Origin of the sequence: Microbacterium sp. Leaf436, from assembly GCF_001424715.1 — a bacterium.
Classification (GTDB): Bacteria; Actinomycetota; Actinomycetes; order Actinomycetales; family Microbacteriaceae; genus Microbacterium.
Genome location: NZ_LMRB01000002.1, coordinates 248,934 through 269,079 on the forward strand (window position 1 = coordinate 248,934; position 20,146 = coordinate 269,079).

The following is a 20,146-nucleotide window of genomic DNA, read 5'->3' on the forward strand; positions in this document are numbered from 1 at the left end:
GAACTCTAAACACGGCGGTCGTGGCCCCCCGAGGGGTTGCCGAGGCGGGAACGGAGAGGTAACGGATGCCGGAACTCACCGCGCCAGCGCGAGCAGCGATCGTGCGGCTTCGCGGCATCCGTCGGGGGCGGGCAGACCGTAATCGACCTCGACGACCGTTCTGAGGTCGTCGGCCAACTGCTCGACGGACGGGCGGGAGGAGAGCGCCGCCAGGATCGGGAGGATCAGGTCGTCGTATTCGTCATCGGGCCAGCCGTGGCCGATGTGATGCACGCCGATCGGGTCCCACTGGTTGAGGACGGCGCGTACGCGCAGGGCGGCGGGCGACAATGACCGCGGCTTCGAAGACGTCTGCATGGGGCGAGTGTCCCCAGTGGTCTTAGGTGCCGGCTGGGTGTCTTCGATGTGTGGGGTGCGTGCGCCGCGCCCCGGAGAGAGCGATCTCCGCCGGATGGCCACACCGTCCCCGCCGCGCGGCGGGGGTGTGCGGGTCGAGCCAGCGAAGGGGTGGGCGTGCGCGATACCGTCGAGACGGTGATGCCGCCGCGACGACCCGAGTGCAGAGCGGCACGGCACGAAGAAGAACGGAGCCACCGTGAGCGACGCACAGCCGCCGTCCCCCGACGAATCCCGGGACGGCGAGCCCTCGCGCGACGCTGACGCGGCGTTCGCCCGGGCGCGCCGTGTCGTGGTGACTCGACGGGTGGCCATCGCCGGAGGTCTCACGCTTCTCGGGCTGGGCGGAGGGGCGCTGCTCTATCGTCAGGCGCGGCGCTCGGACGGCCCCGACGGGGCGTGGGTGCCGCTGGCTCCCATCGTGCCCGGACCGCTGCCGTCTGCGGTACCGACCTCGCCTGCCGCCGAGCCCCCCGGCCTCGACACCACGCTCGCGGTGTGGGCCCACGCCGATGACGACATCATCTTCGCCAACCCCGCGCTCGCCGGGGCCATCCGCAGCGGCGGGACCGTGCGCGCCGTCTACGTCACAGCCGGCGACGCCGGGCGGGGCCTCGTCTACGCCGAGAAGCGCGAGGCCGGCATCCGCGCCGCGTACGACTGCATGCGCGGAAGCACCGCGCCCTGGGCGACCACGCAGATCGAGCTGCACAGCGGTGCGCGGGTGACCCGCTTCGTCCCTTCGGACGATCCTCGGCTCTCGATCACCGTGCTGCGTCTGGCCGATGGAAACCTGGATGCCAAGGGGTTCCCCTCGACGGGGAGTGCCGGCCTGACGCAGCTCATCAACGGGACGACGTCGACCCTGCATCCGATCGACGGTGCACCCGAGTACACGCTCGCCATGCTGACGGCGACCCTCGCCGAGCTCGCCGATGCGGCCCGGCCCCAGCGCGTATCGACGAACGTGCCACACGGCAGCGCCTACGCGCACGGCGACCACCCCGACCACTCCGCCGTGGGGTCGCTGATGCGTGCGATCGTGCCGACCGTCGGCATTCCGGCCGCAGCGGTGTCGTACTTCGTCGGGTACCCCTCGAAGCGCGAGCCGGCGAACGTCACGGGGGCCCTCCTCGACGACAAGGTCGACATCTACGAGACCTACGCCGCTCACGACCCGGTGGTCACGTGCGAGAACGCCTCGGCCTGTCTCGCCCAACCGGGCTTCGGGCAATGGCTGCGGCGGTCGTACGCCAAGAGCGACGACGAGCTCCGGCTCACCTGACGCCCGCTCAGCTCTCGGTCTCGCGCCGGGGCACCGACACGGCCAAGCGGAAGCCGCCGTCGACACCCTCGGCCGCGTGCAGGCGGCCGCCGAGGAGTTCGGCCCGTTCGCGCAGCCCCCGCAGCCCCGTGCCGCTGGAGGGGAGGCGCAGGCGGGCCGCCCGGGCGGCGTCGTTCTGCACGACCACGTCGATGCTCGAGGTGGAGGCCGTCGCGGTCACGCGAACGAGGGCTCCCGGTGCGTGCTTGCGCGCATTGGTCAGCCCCTCCTGCACCGTGCGGTACACCGCGCGCTGCACCGCGGGGGTGAGGTCGGAGGGGAGGTCGGCCTCGAGCCGGGCATCGAGTCCGCTGTCGGCGATCAGCCGGGGGAGGTCGGCGAGGGTGGGCTGCGGGGCGGGGGAGTCGGTGGTCGCTCCGTCGGCGCGCAGCACGCTCACCATCTGCCGCAGCTCGTCGAGGGTGCGCACCGAGAGGGTGCGGATGATGCCGGCCACGCGCCGCGCTTCGGGATCGGGCGAGGCGACCTGGAGCGCGCCGGCCTGCACGGCCGTCAGGCTCACCTGGTGCGACACGACGTCGTGCATCTCGCGCGAGATGCGGGCCCGTTCCCGCCGCAGGACGTCCTGCTCATCGCGGCGGCGCTCGCTCTCACGCGCGGCCGACAGCTCGGCGACCCGGGCGGACAGCTCGAGGCGCGTGCGCACGAGGGCGCCGAGCGCGATCGGGGTCGCGGCGTACATGAGGGCGTACAGGAGCGAGGGCGCCAGATAGTCGAGCGGGGGCAGCTGCCAGTCGGGGAGCAGGAAGCAGGCGAACGTGACTGCGCCCGCGCCCACCAGCAGCGGGATCCGCCGCACGCGCACCGCCACGGAGTACAGGGCGATGGGAGCGGCGACCGTCATGGCATCCACCACCAGCCCCGGGAGGACGAGGGCGAAAGCCACCCAGGGCAGGCGCCGGCGCACCAGGAGCCCCGCCACGGCGAGCAGCGCCCACGCCGACTCGATCGGCGACCACCCCGGCAGCGACACGGCCACATCTAGCAGGGCCGCGGCGGCCAGGGCGACATCGATCGTCGCGTCGAAGACCCGGCTCCCGGCGAACGCCGCCCATCGCGCCCGGACCGCCGAGATCATCCGCGCCCGCCGCGACGCCCCGCGCGTTCGGCGATGAGCGCCGCCTCCAACCGCGACGAGACCGACATTTTGCCGAGGATGGCGCTCACGTGGTCTTTCACGGTGGCCCCGCTGAGGTGCAGCCGCTTGCCGATCTCGGCGTTCGACTCGCCCGTCGGCAGGCAGGCCAGCACGTCGCGTTCTCGATCGGTCAGCAGTGCGACCCGTCGAGACGCCTCGCGGTCGGTCGCCCCCGCGTACCCCTCGACGAGGGTGCGCGAGACCTGGGGCGAGAGCACGACCCCGCCGGCCGCGAGCGTGCGCACCATCGCGGCCAGGTGCTCGGGAGCCGTGTCTTTGACGAGGAACCCCGCGGCGCCCTCGTGCAGGGCGCGCGCGATGTACTCGTCGGTGTCGAACGTCGTGAGGATGCCGATGACGGGGCGGTCCGCGTCGGCGGCGAGTTCCGTCAGGATCTCGAGCCCACTGCGGCCGGGCATGCGGATGTCGAGCAGCGCCACGTCGGGCTTCTCGCGGCGGATGACCTCGACCGCGACGTCGCCGTCGACCGCCGCGACCACGTCGATGTCGGGGGAGGCGCCGAGGATCATCTCGAAGCCGGAGCGCACGAGCGCCTCATCGTCGACGACAACCACGCGGATCACGACAGTCACTGTACGCGCGGGGCTCCACGCGCGGGGCTCCGTCCGGGTGCAGGCGGGCGACAGAACGACGCCGCCCGCGGGGAGCGGGCGGCGTCGGGGTTCTTCGCGGGGCGAAGTCCGGAACGGGGTGCGATACGTGGGGCTCAGCACCCCGCCCCGGGGTCGGGGAGAGGTCAGTCCTCGGAGACGGTGACGGTGACCTCGATGTTGCCGCGGGTGGCGTTGGAGTACGGGCACACCTGGTGGGCGTCGTCGGCGAGCTGCTGGGCGAGGTCGTGCTCGATACCGGGCAGGACCACCTCGAGCAGGACGGCGAGCTGGTAGCCGCCCTGGCCGTTCGGGCCGAGGTGGACGCGGCCGCCGACCGAGGAGTCGTCGATCTTCACCTTGTGCGCGCGGGCGACGGCGTGCAGTGCGCTGTGGAAGCACGCGGCGTACCCGGCGGCGAAGAGCTGCTCGGGGTTGGTGCCCTTGCCCGAGCCGCCCAGCTCGGTGGGAGGGGCGACCTCGAGGTCGATGTAGGGGCCGGCGGTGACGTGGCCGGTGCGGCCCTGACCGGTGGAGACGGCTTCGGCGGTGTAGAGAACGTCCATGGGTGTTCCTTTCGAGGGGCGGGTGGGGAGGAGGAGTCGAGTGGGGCTCACGCGGGCGGGCGCGGCACTCCGGCGGCGGCGAGCACGGTGTCGGGGCGGTCGCGCAGGTCGCGCATCGCGTCGGTGAGCTGGTGCAGGGCGTCGATCAGCTCACGCGCGCTGTCTTCGTCGGTCAAGCCGGAGCCTGCGGCGATGCATCGGGGGACGTGCGCGAGTTCCTGTCGCATCTCGTGCCCGCGATCGGTCAGCGCCACGGTGACGACGCGCTCGTCGTCGGATCGGCGCGATCGGGTGAGGTAGCCGGCGGTCTCCATGCGCGCGAGCATCGGCGACAGAGTTCCGGAGTCGAGCTGGAGGGCGTCGCCCAGGCTGCTCACGGTCTGGTCCCCGTCGACCCACAGCGTCACCAGGGCGATGTACTGCGGATACGTGAGGTTCCACGGCTCGAGCAGCACCCGGTAGGCCTGGGTGGTCGTGCGGTTCGCGGCGTAGAGCGCGAAGCAGACGAGGTCGTCGACGGCGGGCATGACAGAAGCATTGCACACAACTCGGTTGTGCACAACTTTGTTGGATGCGCCTCAGCGCACCCGGGGTCACACGGGGCTGGACGCCTCGGTGTCGGGAGTCTCATCGTCGAGGGGATGCCGCGTCACCAGCAGTTCCGCCACGCGTCGTCGATCCACGGCCGCGACCTGGAGCGTGGCGCCGTCGACCTCGACCGTGTCGCCGACACGGGCCAGCCGGCCCAGGCGTTCGACCACGAAACCGGCGACCGTGTCGGAGGCGCCGCGGGGGAGGCTGACCCCCGTCGCCTCCTCGAAGTCCTGCAGGTTCAGCCGACCCTCGACGGTGCCGTGCTCACCCTCGGCGAGGGGTTGCTCGGCGTCGGTGTCGTACTCGTCGAAGATCTCGCCGACGACCTCTTCGACCAGGTCTTCGAGCGTCACGATGCCGTCGGTTCCGCCGTACTCGTCGACGACGACGGCGATGTGGCTGCCTTCGGCGCGCATCGCGGTGAGCGTGGGCAGCACCCGAGCCGTCGACGGGAAGTACCGGATGGCGCGCATCACGGCGGCCAGGGGCCGCTCCGGGTCTTCGTAGAGGTCGCGCACGTGGACGAAGCCCACGACGTCGTCGATGGTCTGCTCGGCCACCGGGTACCGCGAGAACGGGAGGTCGCGCACCTGATCCATGGCTTCGGCGATGGTGCCGCCGGCATCCAGGGTCACGACCTCCGGTCGCGGGCGCATGACCTCGCTCACGTGGCGGTCACGGAGGGACAGGACGTCGTCGAGGATGCGCCGTTCGTCAGCCGGAAGCCCCTCGTGGCTCGACACGATGTCGCGAAGTTCTTCTTCGGTGAGCTCCTCACCGGTCTTGTTCGGGTCGCCGCCCAGGAGACGCACCAGCAGGTTCGTCGACAGCGACAGCAGCCAGATGACCGGTCGCATCAGCTTCGCGAACCCGTTCAGCACCGGTGCCGCCGCGTATGCGAACGCGGCGTTGCGCTGGATGGCGAGGCGCTTGGGCACGAGCTCGCCCAGAACGAGCGAGAGGTAGGCGATCACCAGGGTGAGCGCGATGGTCGAGACCGTGGCCGCGAGGCCCGGCTCGAGACCGAGACCCTCGAACAGCGGGGTGACCGAGGGGGCGATGGAGGAGGCGCCGTAGGCGGCCGACGCGAAGCCCGCCACGGTCACGCCGATCTGCACCGCCGACAGGAAGGTGTTCGGGTTCCGGGCGAGCTCGGCGACCTTCTGTCCGCGCTTGCCTCGGGCGGCCAGGGCGTTCACCTGACTGTCGCGCAGCGTGACGAGCGCCATCTCGGTCGCGGCGAAGACTCCGCCGACGAGGACGAACACGACGACGAGAACGATGTTGAGGACGAGATCGTTCATCGCCTTCCCTCCTCCGATCCGCGAAGGACGGCACCCGGGGTCACCCGGGCGCTCGGACTGTGACCGTCGGAGTCGGCAGCGTGGCTCATGACGGAATCGTATTCAGGCGGGCCCGGGGCGGGCAGCTTCCCGTCCGGGCTTGCGTGGTCACGCCCGTTCTGCTTCAGCGGCCGGTGCTGACGACCGCGCCGTCGCCGGCGGCGATGCGCACCACGGCACCGCTCTGCATCTCGACCGTCCACGACCAGTCCCCTCCGTCGTCGTCGAGCTCCACCTCGTCGATGCGGTCGCCGCCCGGGTTCTGGGCGGCGGCGATGCGGACGGCGTCGGCCAACGTCGTCACCGCCGCATCGAGGGCGGCGCGCTCGTCGGCGTCGATCCCGTCGTCGTCGCTCCGGGACTGCACGGTCGCCCCGTCGGACGCGAGGTGCACCTCGACCTCGCGATCGCCGACGGCGACGTGGACCTCCCAGGAGTCGTCGTCGCCGCGGTCGAGGGCGAACGCGCGTCCGCCGGCATCGGCCTCGGCGGTGTTCGCCGCCCTGATCGCGGTCTCGTCGGTGGCGGACGTGTTCGCGCCTCCAGGGGCGGGGGTGCAGGAGCTGAGGGCGAGAGCGCTGACGACGGCGAGCAGGGTGATGCCGGGGATGCGGGTCGAATCCATAGCGGCAGGTTAGCCAGCCCGCTCGCGCGCGCGGCGGTCGTTGCATCCGGGCGACCGCTGTGCGAGTGGTGCCCTAGCAAGCCGCGGGTGGAACGTCAACGGCAGGCCCGCGTACAGGTGGGAGTCGAACCATGGCGGTCATGAGCGAGATCACCGCACACCATGGACTTCTGACCGACATCGACCTGCACGTCGACGACACGGGCGGCACGGGTCGCCCCGTCGTGCTGATCCACGGATGGCCCCTCTCGGGCGAATCCTGGGCCCATCAGGTGCCCGCCCTCGAGGCGGCCGGCCACCGCGTGGTGACGTACGACCGTCGCGGCTTCGGCCGGAGCGACAAGCCCCGTACCGGGTACGACTACGACACGTTCGCCGACGACCTCGAGGCCGTCCTCACCGCCCTCGACCTGCGCGACGTCACGCTCGTCGGCTTCTCGATGGGCGGCGGCGAGGTCGCCCGCTACCTGACGCGTCACGGATCGGGTCGTGTGCACAGCGTCGTCTTCGCCGCAGCCGTGCCCCCGTACTTGGCGAAGACCGAGGACAACCCCGAGGGCCCCCTCGACGACGAGACCGCCGACGGCATGAAGCAGGGACTGAAGGGCGACGAGAAGGCGTTCTACCACCAGTTCACGACGGACTTCTTCTCGGTCGACGGCGCGCTCGCCGTGCCCGCGGCCGAGCAGGTCGAAGCCGAGCGCCTCGCGAACCAGGCCGACCACCACGCGGCACTGAAGTCGATGGAGGCGTTCGCCACGACCGACTTCCGCGAGGATCTGCCGAACGTGACCGTTCCGACCCTCGTCATCCACGGGGACAGCGACGCCACGGTGCCCTTCGAGGGGTCGGGCAAGCGCACGCACGAGGCCATCGCGGGCAGCGAGCTGCACGTGGTCGCGGGGGCCCCGCACGGCGTGAACGTCAGCCACGCCGACGAGTTCAACCGCGTGCTGATCGACTTCCTGCAGCGCTGATCGGTCCGCGTCCCTCTCTCGCCCGCATCCGCGGAGGACGCGCACACGACATCACGGACGCCCCGTCACCTCACCGGTGGCGGGGCGTTCGTGCGTGCGGGTGAGAACGCGCGATCCAACGGGTGAGTCGACGCGGGGGAGGCGGGGGTGACCGGGTCGACGGCGACCTGCAGCCCTAGCCTGACGCGCATGAGCGACGAATCCGCCGTCCCGAGCCCCGCCCGGCGTGCCCGGCGTCGTCGGCCCCGCCGGTGGCGCCAGGGCGGCTCCACGACCGCGCGCTGGGACGTCGAGATGCTCGGCTGGGCCGTGCTTGCGCTGGGCGCGGGGGCGCTCGCGTCGCGCGCCGCGTCGGAGATGCTGCCCGTCGAGACCCGCGCGGCGTCGGCGCAGGCGGTGATCTGGCTCGCCTTCGCGGTACCCGTCGTGTTCGCTCTCGGTCGTTCCCGTCCTCGCGGTCTGCTCGTGTTCCGAACGGTGGACCTGCTCTACGGGGTCGTGTTCGGCGTCCTCGTGCGCCTGGCCCAGGGGGCGATCGCCGGAGCCGGGGGAGAGCCGGCCCCCTGGCCGACGACGTTCTCGGCCGACGGCGCGCTGCCCACGTCTTTCGTCTTCGACGCCGTCGCCGGCACGATCGTGTCGTCCGCGGCGGAGGAGTTCTTCTTCCGCGCCGTCGTTCTCGTGTGCGTCTATACGGTGCTGCGACGATTCAGCGGCCCGGTGGCGGCCGGCGTGGCGGCGGCGGCCCTGTCGACCGGTTCGTTCGTCGGCGCGCACCTGCTGGTCGCGGCGCCCGGCTCGGTGGATGCGCCGACCCTCGGCATCCTGGGACTGGTCGCCAGCGCCCTCGTCCTCGGCTCGGGACGCCTCGGCGGCGCGCTTTTCACGCATATCGTCTTCAACGCGACGGGGTACGCCCTGATCGCGGTGGGGACCCTGTCGGCCTGAGCGGGCCGGCGACGTTTGGTGCTGGCATCCGGATGCCGTAGTCTTGCTCTTTGGTGCCCGCCTCTCTGCGAGCGGGTTGCCCGAACGTGAGCCCTCCACCGGCCCTGTTCCCCCGTCATCGGCGGGGAACGGACCACCGGAGCGGGATTCACGAACTCCTCCGTTCGAACAAGAAAGCAGCACTACTGTGACGCGCACTTTCACCCCCAAGGCCGCTGAGGTCACGCGCGAGTGGGTCGTTATCGACGCCACCGACGTCGTCCTCGGCCGTCTGGCCTCGCACGCGGCGGTCCTCCTCCGCGGCAAGCACAAGGCCACCTTCGCCAACCACATCGACTCGGGCGACTTCGTCATCGTGATCAACGCCGAAAAGGTGGCGCTCACGGGTCAGAAGCTCCAGAAGAAGAAGGCCTACCGCCACTCGGGCTACCCGGGCGGCCTCAAGTCGGTCACGTACGAGGAACTCCTCGACAAGAACCCCGTCCGCGCGGTCGAGAAGGCCATCCGCGGCATGCTGCCCAAGAACAGCCTCGGCGCGGCGCAGCTCAAGAAGCTCAAGGTGTACCGCGGCGCCGAGCACCCCCACGGTGCTCAGCTGCCCACGGCCTACACCTTCGACCAGGTCGCCCAGTAAGCGCCGCCGGATAAGGACGAAACAGTGTCGAACATCGACCCCAGCAACTACAGCACCGAGACGCCGGCCGAGCAGTCCGTCGTCGCGGCCGAGCGCCCCGTTCTCTCGGTTCCCGGCGCAGCCGTCGGCCGTCGCAAGCAGGCCATCGCCCGCGTGCGTCTGGTTCCCGGCTCGGGCACGATCACGGTCAACGGCCGCACGATCGAGGACTACTTCCCGAATAAGCTGCACCAGCAGCTGATCAACGACCCGTTCACGGTGCTCGAGCTCGCGGGCTCGTACGACGTGATCGCGCGCATCTCCGGTGGCGGCCCCTCGGGTCAGGCCGGCGCGCTGCGTCTCGGCATCGCCCGTTCGCTGAACGGCATCGACGAAGAGAACAACCGCCCCACCCTGAAGAAGGCCGGCTTCCTCTCGCGCGACGCTCGCGTCAAGGAGCGCAAGAAGGCCGGACTCAAGAAGGCCCGCAAGGCGCCTCAGTACTCCAAGCGCTGAGTTCGAAACTCCGGATGCCTCTTTTCGGCACGGACGGGGTGCGGGGGCTGGCCAACGGCCTCCTCACCGCCGAACTCGCGCTGCACCTGGCCCAGGCGACTGCTGTCGTCCTGGGCCAGGGCCGTTCGGCGGAGGCGCGGAAGGCCGAAGGCCGCCGCCTCACCGCCGTCGTCGCGCGCGACCCGCGCGTCTCGGGGGAGTTCCTCGCGGCCGCGGTCGCTGCGGGGCTCGCCTCGTCGGGCGTCGACGTGCTCGACGCCGGGGTCATCCCCACCCCCGCCACCGCGTTCCTCATCGCCGACCATGACGCCGACTTCGGTGTGATGGTCTCGGCGTCGCACAACCCCGCTCCCGACAACGGGATCAAGATCTTCGCCCGCGGGGGCACCAAGCTCCCCGACGAGGTCGAGCAGCGCATCGAGCAGGCGCTCGAGGGCGAACGACTGCAGCCCACCGGGGCCGGCGTCGGTCGCATCCGTCGGTTCGCCGACGCGGAGGACCGCTACGTCCTGCACCTGCTGGGCTCGCTGCCGCACCGCCTCGACGGCATCCACGTCGTGCTCGACTGCGCCCACGGCGCCGCGGCCGGCGTGTCGCCCGAGACGTTCAAGGACGCCGGCGCGACGGTCACCGTCATCGGCGCCGAACCCGATGGTCTGAACATCAACGACGGCGTGGGCTCGACGCACCTCGACGTGCTCGCCGAAGCCGTCGTGCGCCTCGGCGCCGACGTCGGCATCGCCCACGACGGCGACGCGGACCGCTGTCTGGCCGTCGACGCGCGGGGCAACATCGTCGACGGCGACCAGATCATGGCCATCCTCGCGGTGGCGATGAAGCAGCGTGGTGCGCTCGTCGACGACACGCTCGTTGCGACGGTCATGAGCAACCTCGGCCTGCACCGCGCGATGGAGGCCCATGGCATCCGGGTCCTGCAGACCGGCGTCGGCGACCGTTACGTGCTCGAGGCCATGAACGAGGGCGGCTACTCCCTCGGTGGCGAGCAGTCGGGCCACGTCATCATGAGCCGCTTCGCGACGACGGGTGATGGCCTGCTCACCGGGCTGCACCTCGTCGCCGAGATGGCGCGACAGGGCAAGACGCTCGGTGAGCTCGCCTCGATCATGACGGTGTACCCGCAGGTGCTCGTGAACGTGCGCGGCGTCGACCGCGACGGCGTGCACGACGAGGGGGTCCAAGAGGCCGTCGCCGCGGCGACCGCCGAACTGGGTGACTCGGGCCGCGTACTGCTGCGCGCCTCGGGCACAGAGCAGCTCGTGCGCGTCATGGTCGAAGCCGCGTCCGAAGAAGACGCCCGCGCGCACGCGGACCGTCTCGCCGAGGTCGTTCAGGAGCGCTTGGCGCTGTAATCCGGCCCGTCGGCGGGCTCACGCCCCTTCACACGAGGGGCGGAGCACGCCGACGCGGCGGCGTCAGTACTCGAGCGACTCGATGTAGCGCAGCAGGACGCCCTCGCGGAGCGCCCAGGGGGAGACCTCGAGCTCCTCGACGTCGAGGGCCTTCATCGCCCGCTCCACCACGATCGCGGCGGCGACGATCTGGAACGTGCGATCGGCCGTGATGCCGGGAAGGGCCTCGCGGGCGTCGGCGGGGATGCGTGCCAGCCGCGGGATCCAGTCCTTCAACTCCCGGCGGGGCAGGACCATGCGGTCGATGCCCGACCACCCCGGCACCGGGTAGCCCGCGAGCTTCGCGAGCGAGCGGATCGCCTTCGACGAGCCCACGACGTGGTCGGGACGGGGGAGCGCGGCGAAGCGCTCGGCCACCGGCGCGAGCACCGTCATGGCGTGCTGGCGCAGCGCGTCGATCTCGTCGGCGCTCGGCGGATCGTGCGGGAGGAACTGCACGGTCGAACGGCCCGCGCCCAGGGGCACCGACTCGGCGAGGTCGGGCAGCTCGTCGGCACCGCCGGCGATCTCGAGCGAACCGCCGCCGATGTCGAACAACAGGATCTGACCGGCCGACCAGCCGAACCACCGCCGCACCGCGAGGTAGGTGAAGCGCGCCTCGGTCTCGCCCCCGAGCACCTGCAGGGGCTGGCCCAGGGCCTCCTCGATCAGCGCGATGACGGCCTCGCCGTTGGTCGCATCGCGAACGGCCGACGTCGCGGTCGCGAGCAACTCGTCGACGCCCTCGGCCTTGGCCGTCGCGCAGGCCGCGGTCACGGCATCCACGAGCCCCTTCACGCCCTCGGGCGAGATGGACCCGTCGGGCTGCAGATACCGCATGAGGCGCAGGACCGAGCGGTGCGAGGTCGTCGCGGTGGGACGACCTCCGGCCCGGGCGTTCGCGACGAGCAGATGGACGGTGTTCGAACCGATGTCGAGGACTCCCAGGCGCACGGTCCGAGCGTAGTGGGCACGCGGTGACGGGGGGATCCGCGGGCGTGGGAAGGCGACGCCGGTAGCATGGGCGGGTGTCCGCCGCCGAGACCGCCGCTCCCGCGCCGTCGCTGAGCCCCTACCGCCAGATCGATCGTGACGACTGGGCCCGCATGGCCGGGGGGATCGCGCAGCCGCTCACCGACAACGAGATCGTGCAGCTGCGGGGCATCGGCGACCGCCTCGATCCGCGCGAGGTGGCCGAGGTGTATCTGCCGCTCAGTCGTCTGCTGAGCCTGTACGCGCGGGCGACCCGCCGACTCGGCGCCGACACGAGCGAGTTCCTGGGCGAGCCCGATGCCACCACCCCCTTCGTCATCGGCGTGGCGGGTTCGGTGGCGGTGGGCAAATCGACCATCGCGCGCCTGCTGCGCGAACTCATGAGCCGCTGGCCCGACACTCCCCGCGTGGAGCTCGTGACGACAGACGGCTTCCTCTATCCCAACGCAGAGCTCGAGCGACGCGGGTTGATGGACCGCAAGGGCTTTCCCGAGTCGTACGACCGGCGGGCGCTGGTGGAGTTCCTCAGCGAGGTGAAGTCGGGCGCCGGCGAGGCCCGGGCACCGTTCTACTCGCACGTGCGGTACGACATCATGCCCGACGCCCACGTGAGCGTGCACCGCCCCGACGTGGTCATCGTCGAGGGACTCAACGTTCTGCAACCGCCGCCGTCGCCCAACGAGGTCGCCGTCAGCGACCTGTTCGACTTCTCGATCTACGTGGATGCCGACGCGGCACACATCGAGCGCTGGTACGTCGACCGCTTCCTGGCGTTGCGCGACAACGCGTTCACCAACCCCACGTCGTTCTTCCGGGTCTTCGCCGACATCAGCGACGACGAGGCCGTCGAGCGGGCCCTGGGGTACTGGCGCGAGATCAACCTGCCGAACCTCGAAGAGAACGTGCTCCCCACGCGCCACCGCGCGAAGCTCGTGCTGCAGAAGGGCGCCGACCACACCGTCGAGTCGGTGCTGCTGCGCAAGCTCTGAGCCGGCGTCATCATCCCGATGGCGGGGTGCAGCGCGCGGCGTCCCGGTACTACGGGGTCGTCTCACACGCGCGCTCGCGAGGTGCGCACTGCGCGCTACCGATCGACTACCTAGGTCTGCGCAGAGGCACTACGCATCACCGGGTTCCCGCACGCGAACCGGTAGCCGACGCCGTTCACAGATTCCTCACAGGCGACTTAGCTGACCCCACGGCTGTCTCCGGCGGCCGTGATGGGTGCCGCCACGGCATCCGGGTACCAAGGGGAGTGCTTCATGGATCGCGTGCAGCGGGGAGCGCCGGGCGTCGAACCCGGCGGGGTGACGAGAAGACGTGGGCTGTGGACCGGCAGTCGACTCGGACGAACGGCCGTCAAGACGGTCGCGGCCGTCGGCGCGGCTTCACTGAGCTTGTTCGGCGGCGTGACAGCCGCCCAGGCGGCGGCGGGCGACGAGGCACGCGCGACCGGGACGTTCCTCGGCGGGAGCATCCTCACCTCGCTCGACCTCGACGCGATCGCGCAGATCAACGGCGCTGCCGCCGAGAACAACGGTGTGCAGGAAACCGTCGCCAGCTACAACACCCTCGACCTGACCGCGCTCGGAACGGTCAACGTCACCGTGAGCCCCGGCGTGCAGATCCCCCTGAACCTCGGCTCGCTGGGCGTGGTCGGGCAGTACGCGAGCGCGAGCCCGGATGCGTCGTCGATCGGAGCGTCGGGTGCGGTCGGCTCGGGCGGCATCATCGGCACCGGAGCCCCCGCCGCCGGGCCCCTGACCCTGAACCTCGGCACGGCCGTCGACGCGCTGGCGCCGACCGTCGGCAGTGCCCTGACCAACGAGATCGGCAACCTCGATCTCACCCTCGGGGTCTCGAGCTCCCGCGCCGAGCTGGCCGCCGCGTCGGGTGGCCCCGCGGGTACTTACACGATCGCCGGCGGACAGCTCGTGATCCAGAGCCAGACGCTGCAGAACCTGACCGGGACGATCAACACCACGGTGGGGGGCCTGCAGACCACCGTCGACAACGTCGACACCGGTATCACCTCTGCTCTGCAGTCGCTGCTCGGCCCCGTCAACCTGCTCATCGCGGCCAACGTGCAGGTCGGCACGACGAGCCTCACCGGGGCCGTCAGCGGGCTTCTCACCGAGCAACTCACCTCTCCCCAGTACCCCGGCGTCGCGATCGATCTCAGCGCCGGCTCGATCCTCGTCGACCTCGATCAGATCCAGCCGCTGAACGGCCAGGCGCCGGGCACCGAGGTGCTCAGCGGCGCCACCGTCGACGCCATCCAAGCCGCGGTCGTCGCGCTGGTCGACGGTCTGCTCGACCGCGTCACCACCACCCTGACGGGGGCCGTGCGCGGACTGAGCGTCACCGGTGGTGCGCGACTGGGCCAGCTGAACGTGGTGACGCTGAACACCACGGTCGGCGCGATCCTGGACGGCAACGTCAGCAACGTCACGGTCGCGGGTATCTCGGTACCGGGCGGCGTGGGTGCCATCGTCGGCGCACTGGCGACGCCTCTGCGCGGACTGGTGACGAACATCGGCGGATCGGTCGATGCCCTGATCACGCCGGTGAACAACCTGGTCAGCCCCGCCATCGACGCGATCGTGCCGTCGGTGGCGAGCATCACCGTCAACAACCGCAGCAGTGAGGCCGAGTTCACGGCATCCGGAGTCTTCTCGATCACCGCCGCGATCGTCACGGTGCTGCCGCCGCTGTCGGGTGGCGTCACCCTCGAACTCGCGAACGCGACGGTCGGCCCGAACGTCGTCGACGACAACGCCGACGTGGCGATCACCGCTCCGACCGACGGTCAGGAGTTCGTCGTCCCGGGCCCCACCGACACCACCACGGTGAACGTCGAGGGCACCGGAGAACCCGGCGAGACCGTCACCGTCGCCATCGCCGGTCAGCCCGATCAGACACCCACGATCACCCCGGAAGGGACCTGGACTGCCCCGTTCACCGGGCTGGCGCCGGGAAGCTACACGGCGACGGTGACGCAGGCCGCCGACGGGTCGACCGACACGGTGACCTTCGTCGTGGCCGCGGCACCGGACGTCGCCATCGGAGCCCCCACCCAGGGTCAGATCGTCGTCGTCGCCGACGCGGGTGACCTCACTCCGGTGACGGTGTCGGGTACCGGCTACGCCGGCTCGGACGTCACCGTCGGACTCGCCGGGCAGACCCAGACGGTCCCGGTCGACGGGGCCGGCAACTGGACCGCGACCTTCACCGGAATCGGCGTCGGCTCGTACACCGCCACCGCCAGTCAGGACTTCGACGACTCGAGCGACACGGTCAGCTTCACGGTCGCGGAAACCCCCGACGTCGTGATCGGCCAGCCCGGTCCGGGCGCCGAGTTCGCCGTGGGAGGCCTGACACCGACGACCACCGTGGGCGTCTCGGGCTCCGCCGCGCCGAACGCCGCCGTGACCGTGACCCTGAACACCGGAGCCACGCAGGACACGGTGGCGGCGGCCGACGGAGCGTGGAACGTCGAGTTCGTGGGGCTCGGCATCGCCGAGTACACCGCGACGGCGACCCAGGATGCCGACCAGTCCACCGATTCGGTGACCTTCGAGGTCGTGCTCGCGACCCCGGTCGACATCACGAGCCCGGCCAACGGCGATGAGCTGCTCGTCGCCGGACCCGACGCGACGCGTGCCGTCACCATCACGGGAACCGGTCAAGCCGGCGCCGAGGTGCAGGTGCAGGTCGCGCTGGGCACGTCGCGGACGGCGACGGTGCCGCCGTCGGGTATCTGGACGGTGACCTTCCCGGCCCTGCCCGTCGGTTCCTACACGGTGTCGGCGACACAGGACATCGATCTCAGTACCGACATCGTCACCTTCGCGGTGGCGGCACAGGTGGCTGACGCCGAGGCCGACGTTCTCGACCTCGTCGACATCGACGTGGACGTGCTCGACATCGACGCTCTCGACGTCGATGTCGACGTGACGGACGCGGATGCGGTCGACGCGGATGCCGACGTCGACGCGGACGCGGATGCGGATGGTGCGGATGCGGAGGCGTTGGATGTTCTCGACGTCGATGTGCCTGACGTGCTCGATGCCCTCGATGTCGACGCGGACGTGGACGTTCTCGATGCGGATGCGGATGTGCTGGACATCGATGCGGATGCTGATGGTCTCGACGTCGACGTTCTGGACGCGGACGCGTTGGACGTCGATGTGCTCGACGCTGACGCTGACGTGCTCGACGTCGACGCGGATGGCGTGGACGCGGAGGTCGTGGACGCGGATGCGGATGCGGATGCCGATGGTGCGGATGCTGAGGCGTTGGATGTTCTCGACGTCGATGTGCCTGACGTGCTCGACGCTCTCGATGTCGACGCAGATGCGGACGTTCTGGATGCGGATGCGGATGTGCTGGACATCGATGCGGATGCTGATGGTCTCGACGTAGACGTTCTGGACGCGGACGCGTTGGACGTCGATGTGCTCGACGCTGACGCTGACGTGCTCGACGTCGACGCGGATGGTGCGGACGTGGATGCCGATGATGCGGATGCGGATGGTGCGGATGCGGAGGCGTTGGATGTTCTCGACGTGGACGTGCCTGACGTGCTCGACGCTCTCGATGTCGACGCAGATGCGGACGTTCTCGATGCGGATGCGGATGTGCTCGACATCGATGCGGATGCTGATGGTCTCGACGTGGACGTGCTGGACGCCGACGCGTTGGACGTCGACGTGCTCGACGCTGACGCGGACGTGCTCGACGTCGACGCGGATGGCGCGGACGCGGAGGTCGTGGATGCCGATGCCGATGCCGATGCGGATGCGGATGCAGATGGTGCGGATGCGGAGGCGTTGGATGTTCTCGACGTCGATGTTCCTGACGTGCTCGACGCTCTCGATGTCGACGCAGATGCGGACGTTCTCGATGCGGATGCGGACGTGCTGGACATCGACGCGGATGCTGATGGTCTCGACGTAGACGTGCTGGACGCCGACGCGGATGGCGCGGACGCGGAGGTCGTGGATGCCGATGCCGATGCCGATGCCGATGCCGATGCCGATGCCGATGCCGATGCCGATGCCGATGCCGATGCCGATGCCGATGCCGATGCCGATGCGGATGCGGATGCGGATGCGGATGGTGCGGATGCGGATGCGGATGGTGCGGATGCGGAGGCGCTGGATGTCCTCGACGTGGACGTGCCTGACGTGCTCGACGCTCTCGATGTCGACGCAGATGCGGACGTTCTCGATGCCGATGCGGATGTGCTCGACATCGATGCGGACGCTGATGGTCTCGACGTGGACGTGCTGGACGCGGACGTATTGGACGTCGACGTGCTCGACGCTGACGCGGACGTGCTCGACGTCGACGCGGATGGCGCGGACGCGGAGGTCGTGGATGCTGACGGCGCGGACGCGGAAGTGACAGACGCGGATGGTGCTGACGCTGATATCGCCGATGCCGATGCCGATGCCGATGCCGATGCCGATGCCGATGCCGATGCCGATGCCGATGCCGATGCCGATGCCGATGCCGGTGCCGATGCCGCGGATGTGGATGTCGATGTGGCCGATGTTGATGCGGACGCGGACGCGGACGCGGATGGTGCGGACGCGGAGGCGTTGGACGTCCTCGATATCGACGTGACCGACCTGCTCGACGCTCTCGACATCGACGCGGACGTCGACGTGTTGGACGCGGATGCGGACGTGCTCGACATCGATGCGGACGCTGATGGTCTCGACGTCGACGTGCTCGATGCCGACGCGTTGGACATCGACCTGCTCGACGCCGACGCGGACGTGCTCGACATCGACGCCGACGGTGCAGACGCGGAGGTGGCGGACGCTGACGCCGACGTGGCTGACGCTGACGTGGCTGACGCTGACGCTGTGGACGCCGACGTAGCCGATGCGGATGCCGACGCCGACACAGCTGACGCCGATGTTGCCGACTCTGACGCCGATGTGGCCGACGCGGATGCTGCTGACGCTGACGTGGCTGACGCCGACGTCGTGGACGCCGACGTAGCCGATGCTGACGCGGATTCCGATGCCGATGCCGATGGCGCCGACGTCGCTGACACTGACGCAGCTGACGCCGATGTTGCCGACTCTGACGCCGATGTTGCCGACGCGGATGCTGCTGACGCTGACGTGGCTGACGCCGACGCCGTGGATGCCGACGTAGCCGATGCTGACGCGGATGCCGATGCCGATGCCGATGCCGATGCGGCTGACGCCGACGTCGCTGACGCTGACGCAGCTGACGCAGCTGACGCCGATGTTGCTGACGCTGACGCGGCCGACGTGGATGCCGATGTTGCTGACGCTGACGCTGACGCTGACGCTGACGCTGACGCTGACGCCGACGTGGATGCCGATGCTGCTGACGCCGACGTCGCTGACGCTGACGCAGCTGACGCCGATGTTGCCGACGCCGACGTTGCTGACGCCGACGTTGCTGACGCCGACGTTGCTGACGCTGACGCGGCCGACGCGGATGCCGATGCTGCTGACGCTGACGCTGACGCTGACGCTGACGCGGCCGACGTGGATGCCGATGCTGCTGACGCCGACGTCGCTGACGCTGACGCTGACGCCGATGTGGCTGACGCCGACGCCGACGCCGACGCCGACGCCGACGCGGACGCCGACGCCGACGCTGCGGATGCCGACGCTGACGCTGACGCCGACGTGGCTGACGCGGACGCGACCGACGCCGATGCCGACGTGGCAGACGCCGACGCGACTGACGCGGACGTTGCCGACGCGGACGTCGCCGACGCGGACGCGACCGACGCCGACCCGACGGACACCGCCCGGGCCGACGTGGTGGTCGAGCGGATCGTTCGCGGACCCGATGCTCGACAGAACGTCGTCGTCTCGGGCTTCCAGCCCGGCGAGACCGTCTTCGCGACGGTCAACTCGACGCCCTTCGAGCTGACGCCGGTCACCGCCGACGCAACCGGAATGGCGCGGATGTCGTTCGCGGTCGGTCCCGACTTCGAACTCGGTGCTCACCGGGTCGATGTGCGCGGATCGATCACCGGTGATCTGCCGGCCGAGCGTGAGAACACCGACTTCGTGGTGGTGGACTCCGAGCGGAGCGGGCCGGCCGGCAACGGAAACGGCGGCGGCAATGGCGGGCTGGCCCGCACGGGTGTCGAGGTCCAGGCGCCGCTGATGGCGGGAGGAGCGGCGATCCTGCTCTTCCTCGGAGCGGGCCTGTGGGCACTGCGTCGCCGCGAGGTCGTGAAGGTGGACGACGGTGAGTGAGACGACTCTGGTGGAGGACGCCCCCACGGCGGGGCTCGGAGAGGGGCGTCCTCCCGCCGCGCGGCCGAGCAGGGCCGCGGCGGTCGCCGCCATCGTGACCCTCGCGATCGTCGCGGGCTACGCCTTCGTCGCCGGATCCTTCACGGTGCCGACCAGTCCGACCCGCCCGATCGTGTCGGAGGCGTTCTCTCCGTACTTCTCGCAGCGGTGGAACGTGTTCGCGCCGAACATCATGAAGGTCAACCGCAATCTGCAGATTCAGGTGCAGTGGCGCGAGGGGGACGAACTGGTGCGCAGCGAGTGGGTCGACGTCACCGACCTCGAATTCACCTCGGCTCGCGGCATCCCGATGCCCTCGCGCATCTCGAAGAACAGTTTCAACGCCGCGCAGGCCTTCTTGACGAGATACCAGGCTCTGGATGACGCGCAGCGCGAGCGTGTGCGCGACACCTTCATCCGGGGTCTCGGCGGGGGAGCGTATTCGCCCATCGGCGTCGACGAACTGCTCGAGGAGCTCGACGAGGTCGGCGGCAGCCGCGCCGCGGCGGTGCGGTACCTGCGCTACGACTACATGCTCGTGCGCTTCGCCGCCGCCTTCGGCACCGCCTACTTCGACCGTGATGTCGAACGCGTGCGGTGGCGCCTGCAGCACGACCGCCCGAACGACTTCCTGCATCGTTTCGATGAGGAGCGCCAGACCGAGTTGTCGTACACGACGTTCGGGTGGCGGCAACCGGGCACCGCGCCGACCGACGAGGTCGTCGCCATCTACGACGAGGTCATCGAGAGGTACACGGGACGATGAGCGTG

General features: G+C 70.3%; 17 protein-coding genes. 9 read left to right on the plus strand and 8 right to left on the minus strand.

The features are described 5' to 3' along the window. Nucleotides 1-75 precede the first annotated feature (75 nt). A complete protein-coding gene (locus ASG45_RS05475) occupies nt 76-357 on the minus strand; it encodes a hypothetical protein (RefSeq protein WP_156458716.1) in 282 nt (93 codons plus the stop codon). Between the two features lie 238 nt (nt 358-595). Here ASG45_RS05475 and ASG45_RS05480 point away from each other — a divergent pair, with 238 nt between their 5' ends. Beyond that, complete coding sequence (locus tag ASG45_RS05480) at nt 596-1,681, plus strand: PIG-L family deacetylase (protein ID WP_055833883.1); 1,086 nt, start codon at nt 596-598, stop codon at nt 1,679-1,681. A gap of 7 nt (nt 1,682-1,688) precedes the next feature. Here ASG45_RS05480 and ASG45_RS05485 read toward each other — a convergent pair whose 3' ends face one another. The 6 genes from ASG45_RS05485 to ASG45_RS05510 all read right to left on the minus strand — a co-directional run bounded on the left by ASG45_RS05485 (nt 1,689) and on the right by ASG45_RS05510 (nt 6,618). Next, nucleotides 1,689-2,819 carry a sensor histidine kinase gene (locus ASG45_RS05485; RefSeq protein WP_055833885.1) on the minus strand — a complete coding sequence of 377 codons (1,131 nt, stop codon included), beginning with the start codon at nt 2,817-2,819 and terminating at the stop codon, nt 1,689-1,691. Beyond that, entirely contained in the window at nt 2,816-3,463 is a 648-nt protein-coding gene (locus ASG45_RS05490) for a response regulator (protein WP_055833888.1), read from the minus strand. Before ASG45_RS05490 ends, ASG45_RS05485 begins: the two co-directional genes overlap by 4 nt. 173 nt (nt 3,464-3,636) lie before the next feature. Then, nucleotides 3,637-4,056 (minus strand): organic hydroperoxide resistance protein, encoded by a 420-nt coding sequence (locus ASG45_RS05495; protein ID WP_055833891.1) that lies wholly within the window; start codon nt 4,054-4,056, stop codon nt 3,637-3,639. A gap of 47 nt (nt 4,057-4,103) precedes the next feature. After that, nucleotides 4,104-4,583: a MarR family winged helix-turn-helix transcriptional regulator gene (locus ASG45_RS05500; protein ID WP_055833893.1), complete on the minus strand. Its 480-nt coding sequence runs from the start codon at nt 4,581-4,583 to the stop codon at nt 4,104-4,106. Between the two features lie 66 nt (nt 4,584-4,649). After that, on the minus strand, nt 4,650-5,954 hold the full coding sequence (locus tag ASG45_RS05505; protein WP_055833896.1) for a hemolysin family protein: 1,305 nt from the start codon (nt 5,952-5,954) through the stop codon (nt 4,650-4,652). 163 nt (nt 5,955-6,117) lie between these two features. Then, nucleotides 6,118-6,618: a PepSY domain-containing protein gene (locus tag ASG45_RS05510; RefSeq protein WP_055833899.1), complete on the minus strand. Its 501-nt coding sequence runs from the start codon at nt 6,616-6,618 to the stop codon at nt 6,118-6,120. A 140-nt stretch (nt 6,619-6,758) separates the two neighbouring features. On the opposite strand from ASG45_RS05510, the gene ASG45_RS05515 reads away from it, so the two are divergent. The 5 genes from ASG45_RS05515 (at nt 6,759) to glmM (ending at nt 11,042) form a co-directional block, all read left to right on the plus strand. Continuing rightward, a complete protein-coding gene (locus tag ASG45_RS05515) occupies nt 6,759-7,595 on the plus strand; it encodes an alpha/beta fold hydrolase (protein WP_055835851.1) in 837 nt (278 codons plus the stop codon). A 189-nt stretch (nt 7,596-7,784) separates the two neighbouring features. Then, a complete protein-coding gene (locus tag ASG45_RS05520; protein ID WP_055833901.1) occupies nt 7,785-8,543 on the plus strand; it encodes a CPBP family glutamic-type intramembrane protease in 759 nt (252 codons plus the stop codon). Nucleotides 8,544-8,730: 187 nt separating this feature from the next. Next, on the plus strand, nt 8,731-9,177 hold the full coding sequence (gene rplM, locus ASG45_RS05525) for a 50S ribosomal protein L13 (protein ID WP_055833904.1): 447 nt from the start codon (nt 8,731-8,733) through the stop codon (nt 9,175-9,177). 24 nt (nt 9,178-9,201) lie between these two features. Beyond that, the gene (gene rpsI / locus ASG45_RS05530; RefSeq protein ID WP_055833907.1) at nt 9,202-9,672 is read left to right on the plus strand and encodes a 30S ribosomal protein S9; all 471 of its coding nucleotides are present in this window, start codon (nt 9,202-9,204) and stop codon (nt 9,670-9,672) included. 14 nt (nt 9,673-9,686) lie between these two features. Beyond that, a complete protein-coding gene (gene glmM, locus ASG45_RS05535; protein WP_055833909.1) occupies nt 9,687-11,042 on the plus strand; it encodes a phosphoglucosamine mutase in 1,356 nt (451 codons plus the stop codon). 63 nt (nt 11,043-11,105) lie between these two features. Here the strand turns inward: glmM and ASG45_RS05540 are convergent, their stop codons facing one another. Then, complete coding sequence (locus ASG45_RS05540; RefSeq protein WP_055833911.1) at nt 11,106-12,035, minus strand: Ppx/GppA phosphatase family protein; 930 nt, start codon at nt 12,033-12,035, stop codon at nt 11,106-11,108. A gap of 74 nt (nt 12,036-12,109) precedes the next feature. Here ASG45_RS05540 and coaA point away from each other — a divergent pair, with 74 nt between their 5' ends. The 3 genes from coaA (at nt 12,110) to ASG45_RS05555 (ending at nt 20,141) form a co-directional block, all read left to right on the plus strand. Further along, entirely contained in the window at nt 12,110-13,063 is a 954-nt protein-coding gene (coaA, locus tag ASG45_RS05545) for a type I pantothenate kinase (RefSeq protein ID WP_055833914.1), read from the plus strand. A gap of 273 nt (nt 13,064-13,336) precedes the next feature. Next, nucleotides 13,337-19,336: a choice-of-anchor G family protein gene (locus tag ASG45_RS16130; protein WP_055833917.1), complete on the plus strand. Its 6,000-nt coding sequence runs from the start codon at nt 13,337-13,339 to the stop codon at nt 19,334-19,336. Beyond that, on the plus strand, nt 19,329-20,141 hold the full coding sequence (locus ASG45_RS05555) for a DUF5819 family protein (RefSeq protein WP_156459383.1): 813 nt from the start codon (nt 19,329-19,331) through the stop codon (nt 20,139-20,141). Before ASG45_RS16130 ends, ASG45_RS05555 begins: the two co-directional genes overlap by 8 nt. Nucleotides 20,142-20,146 lie beyond the last annotated feature (5 nt).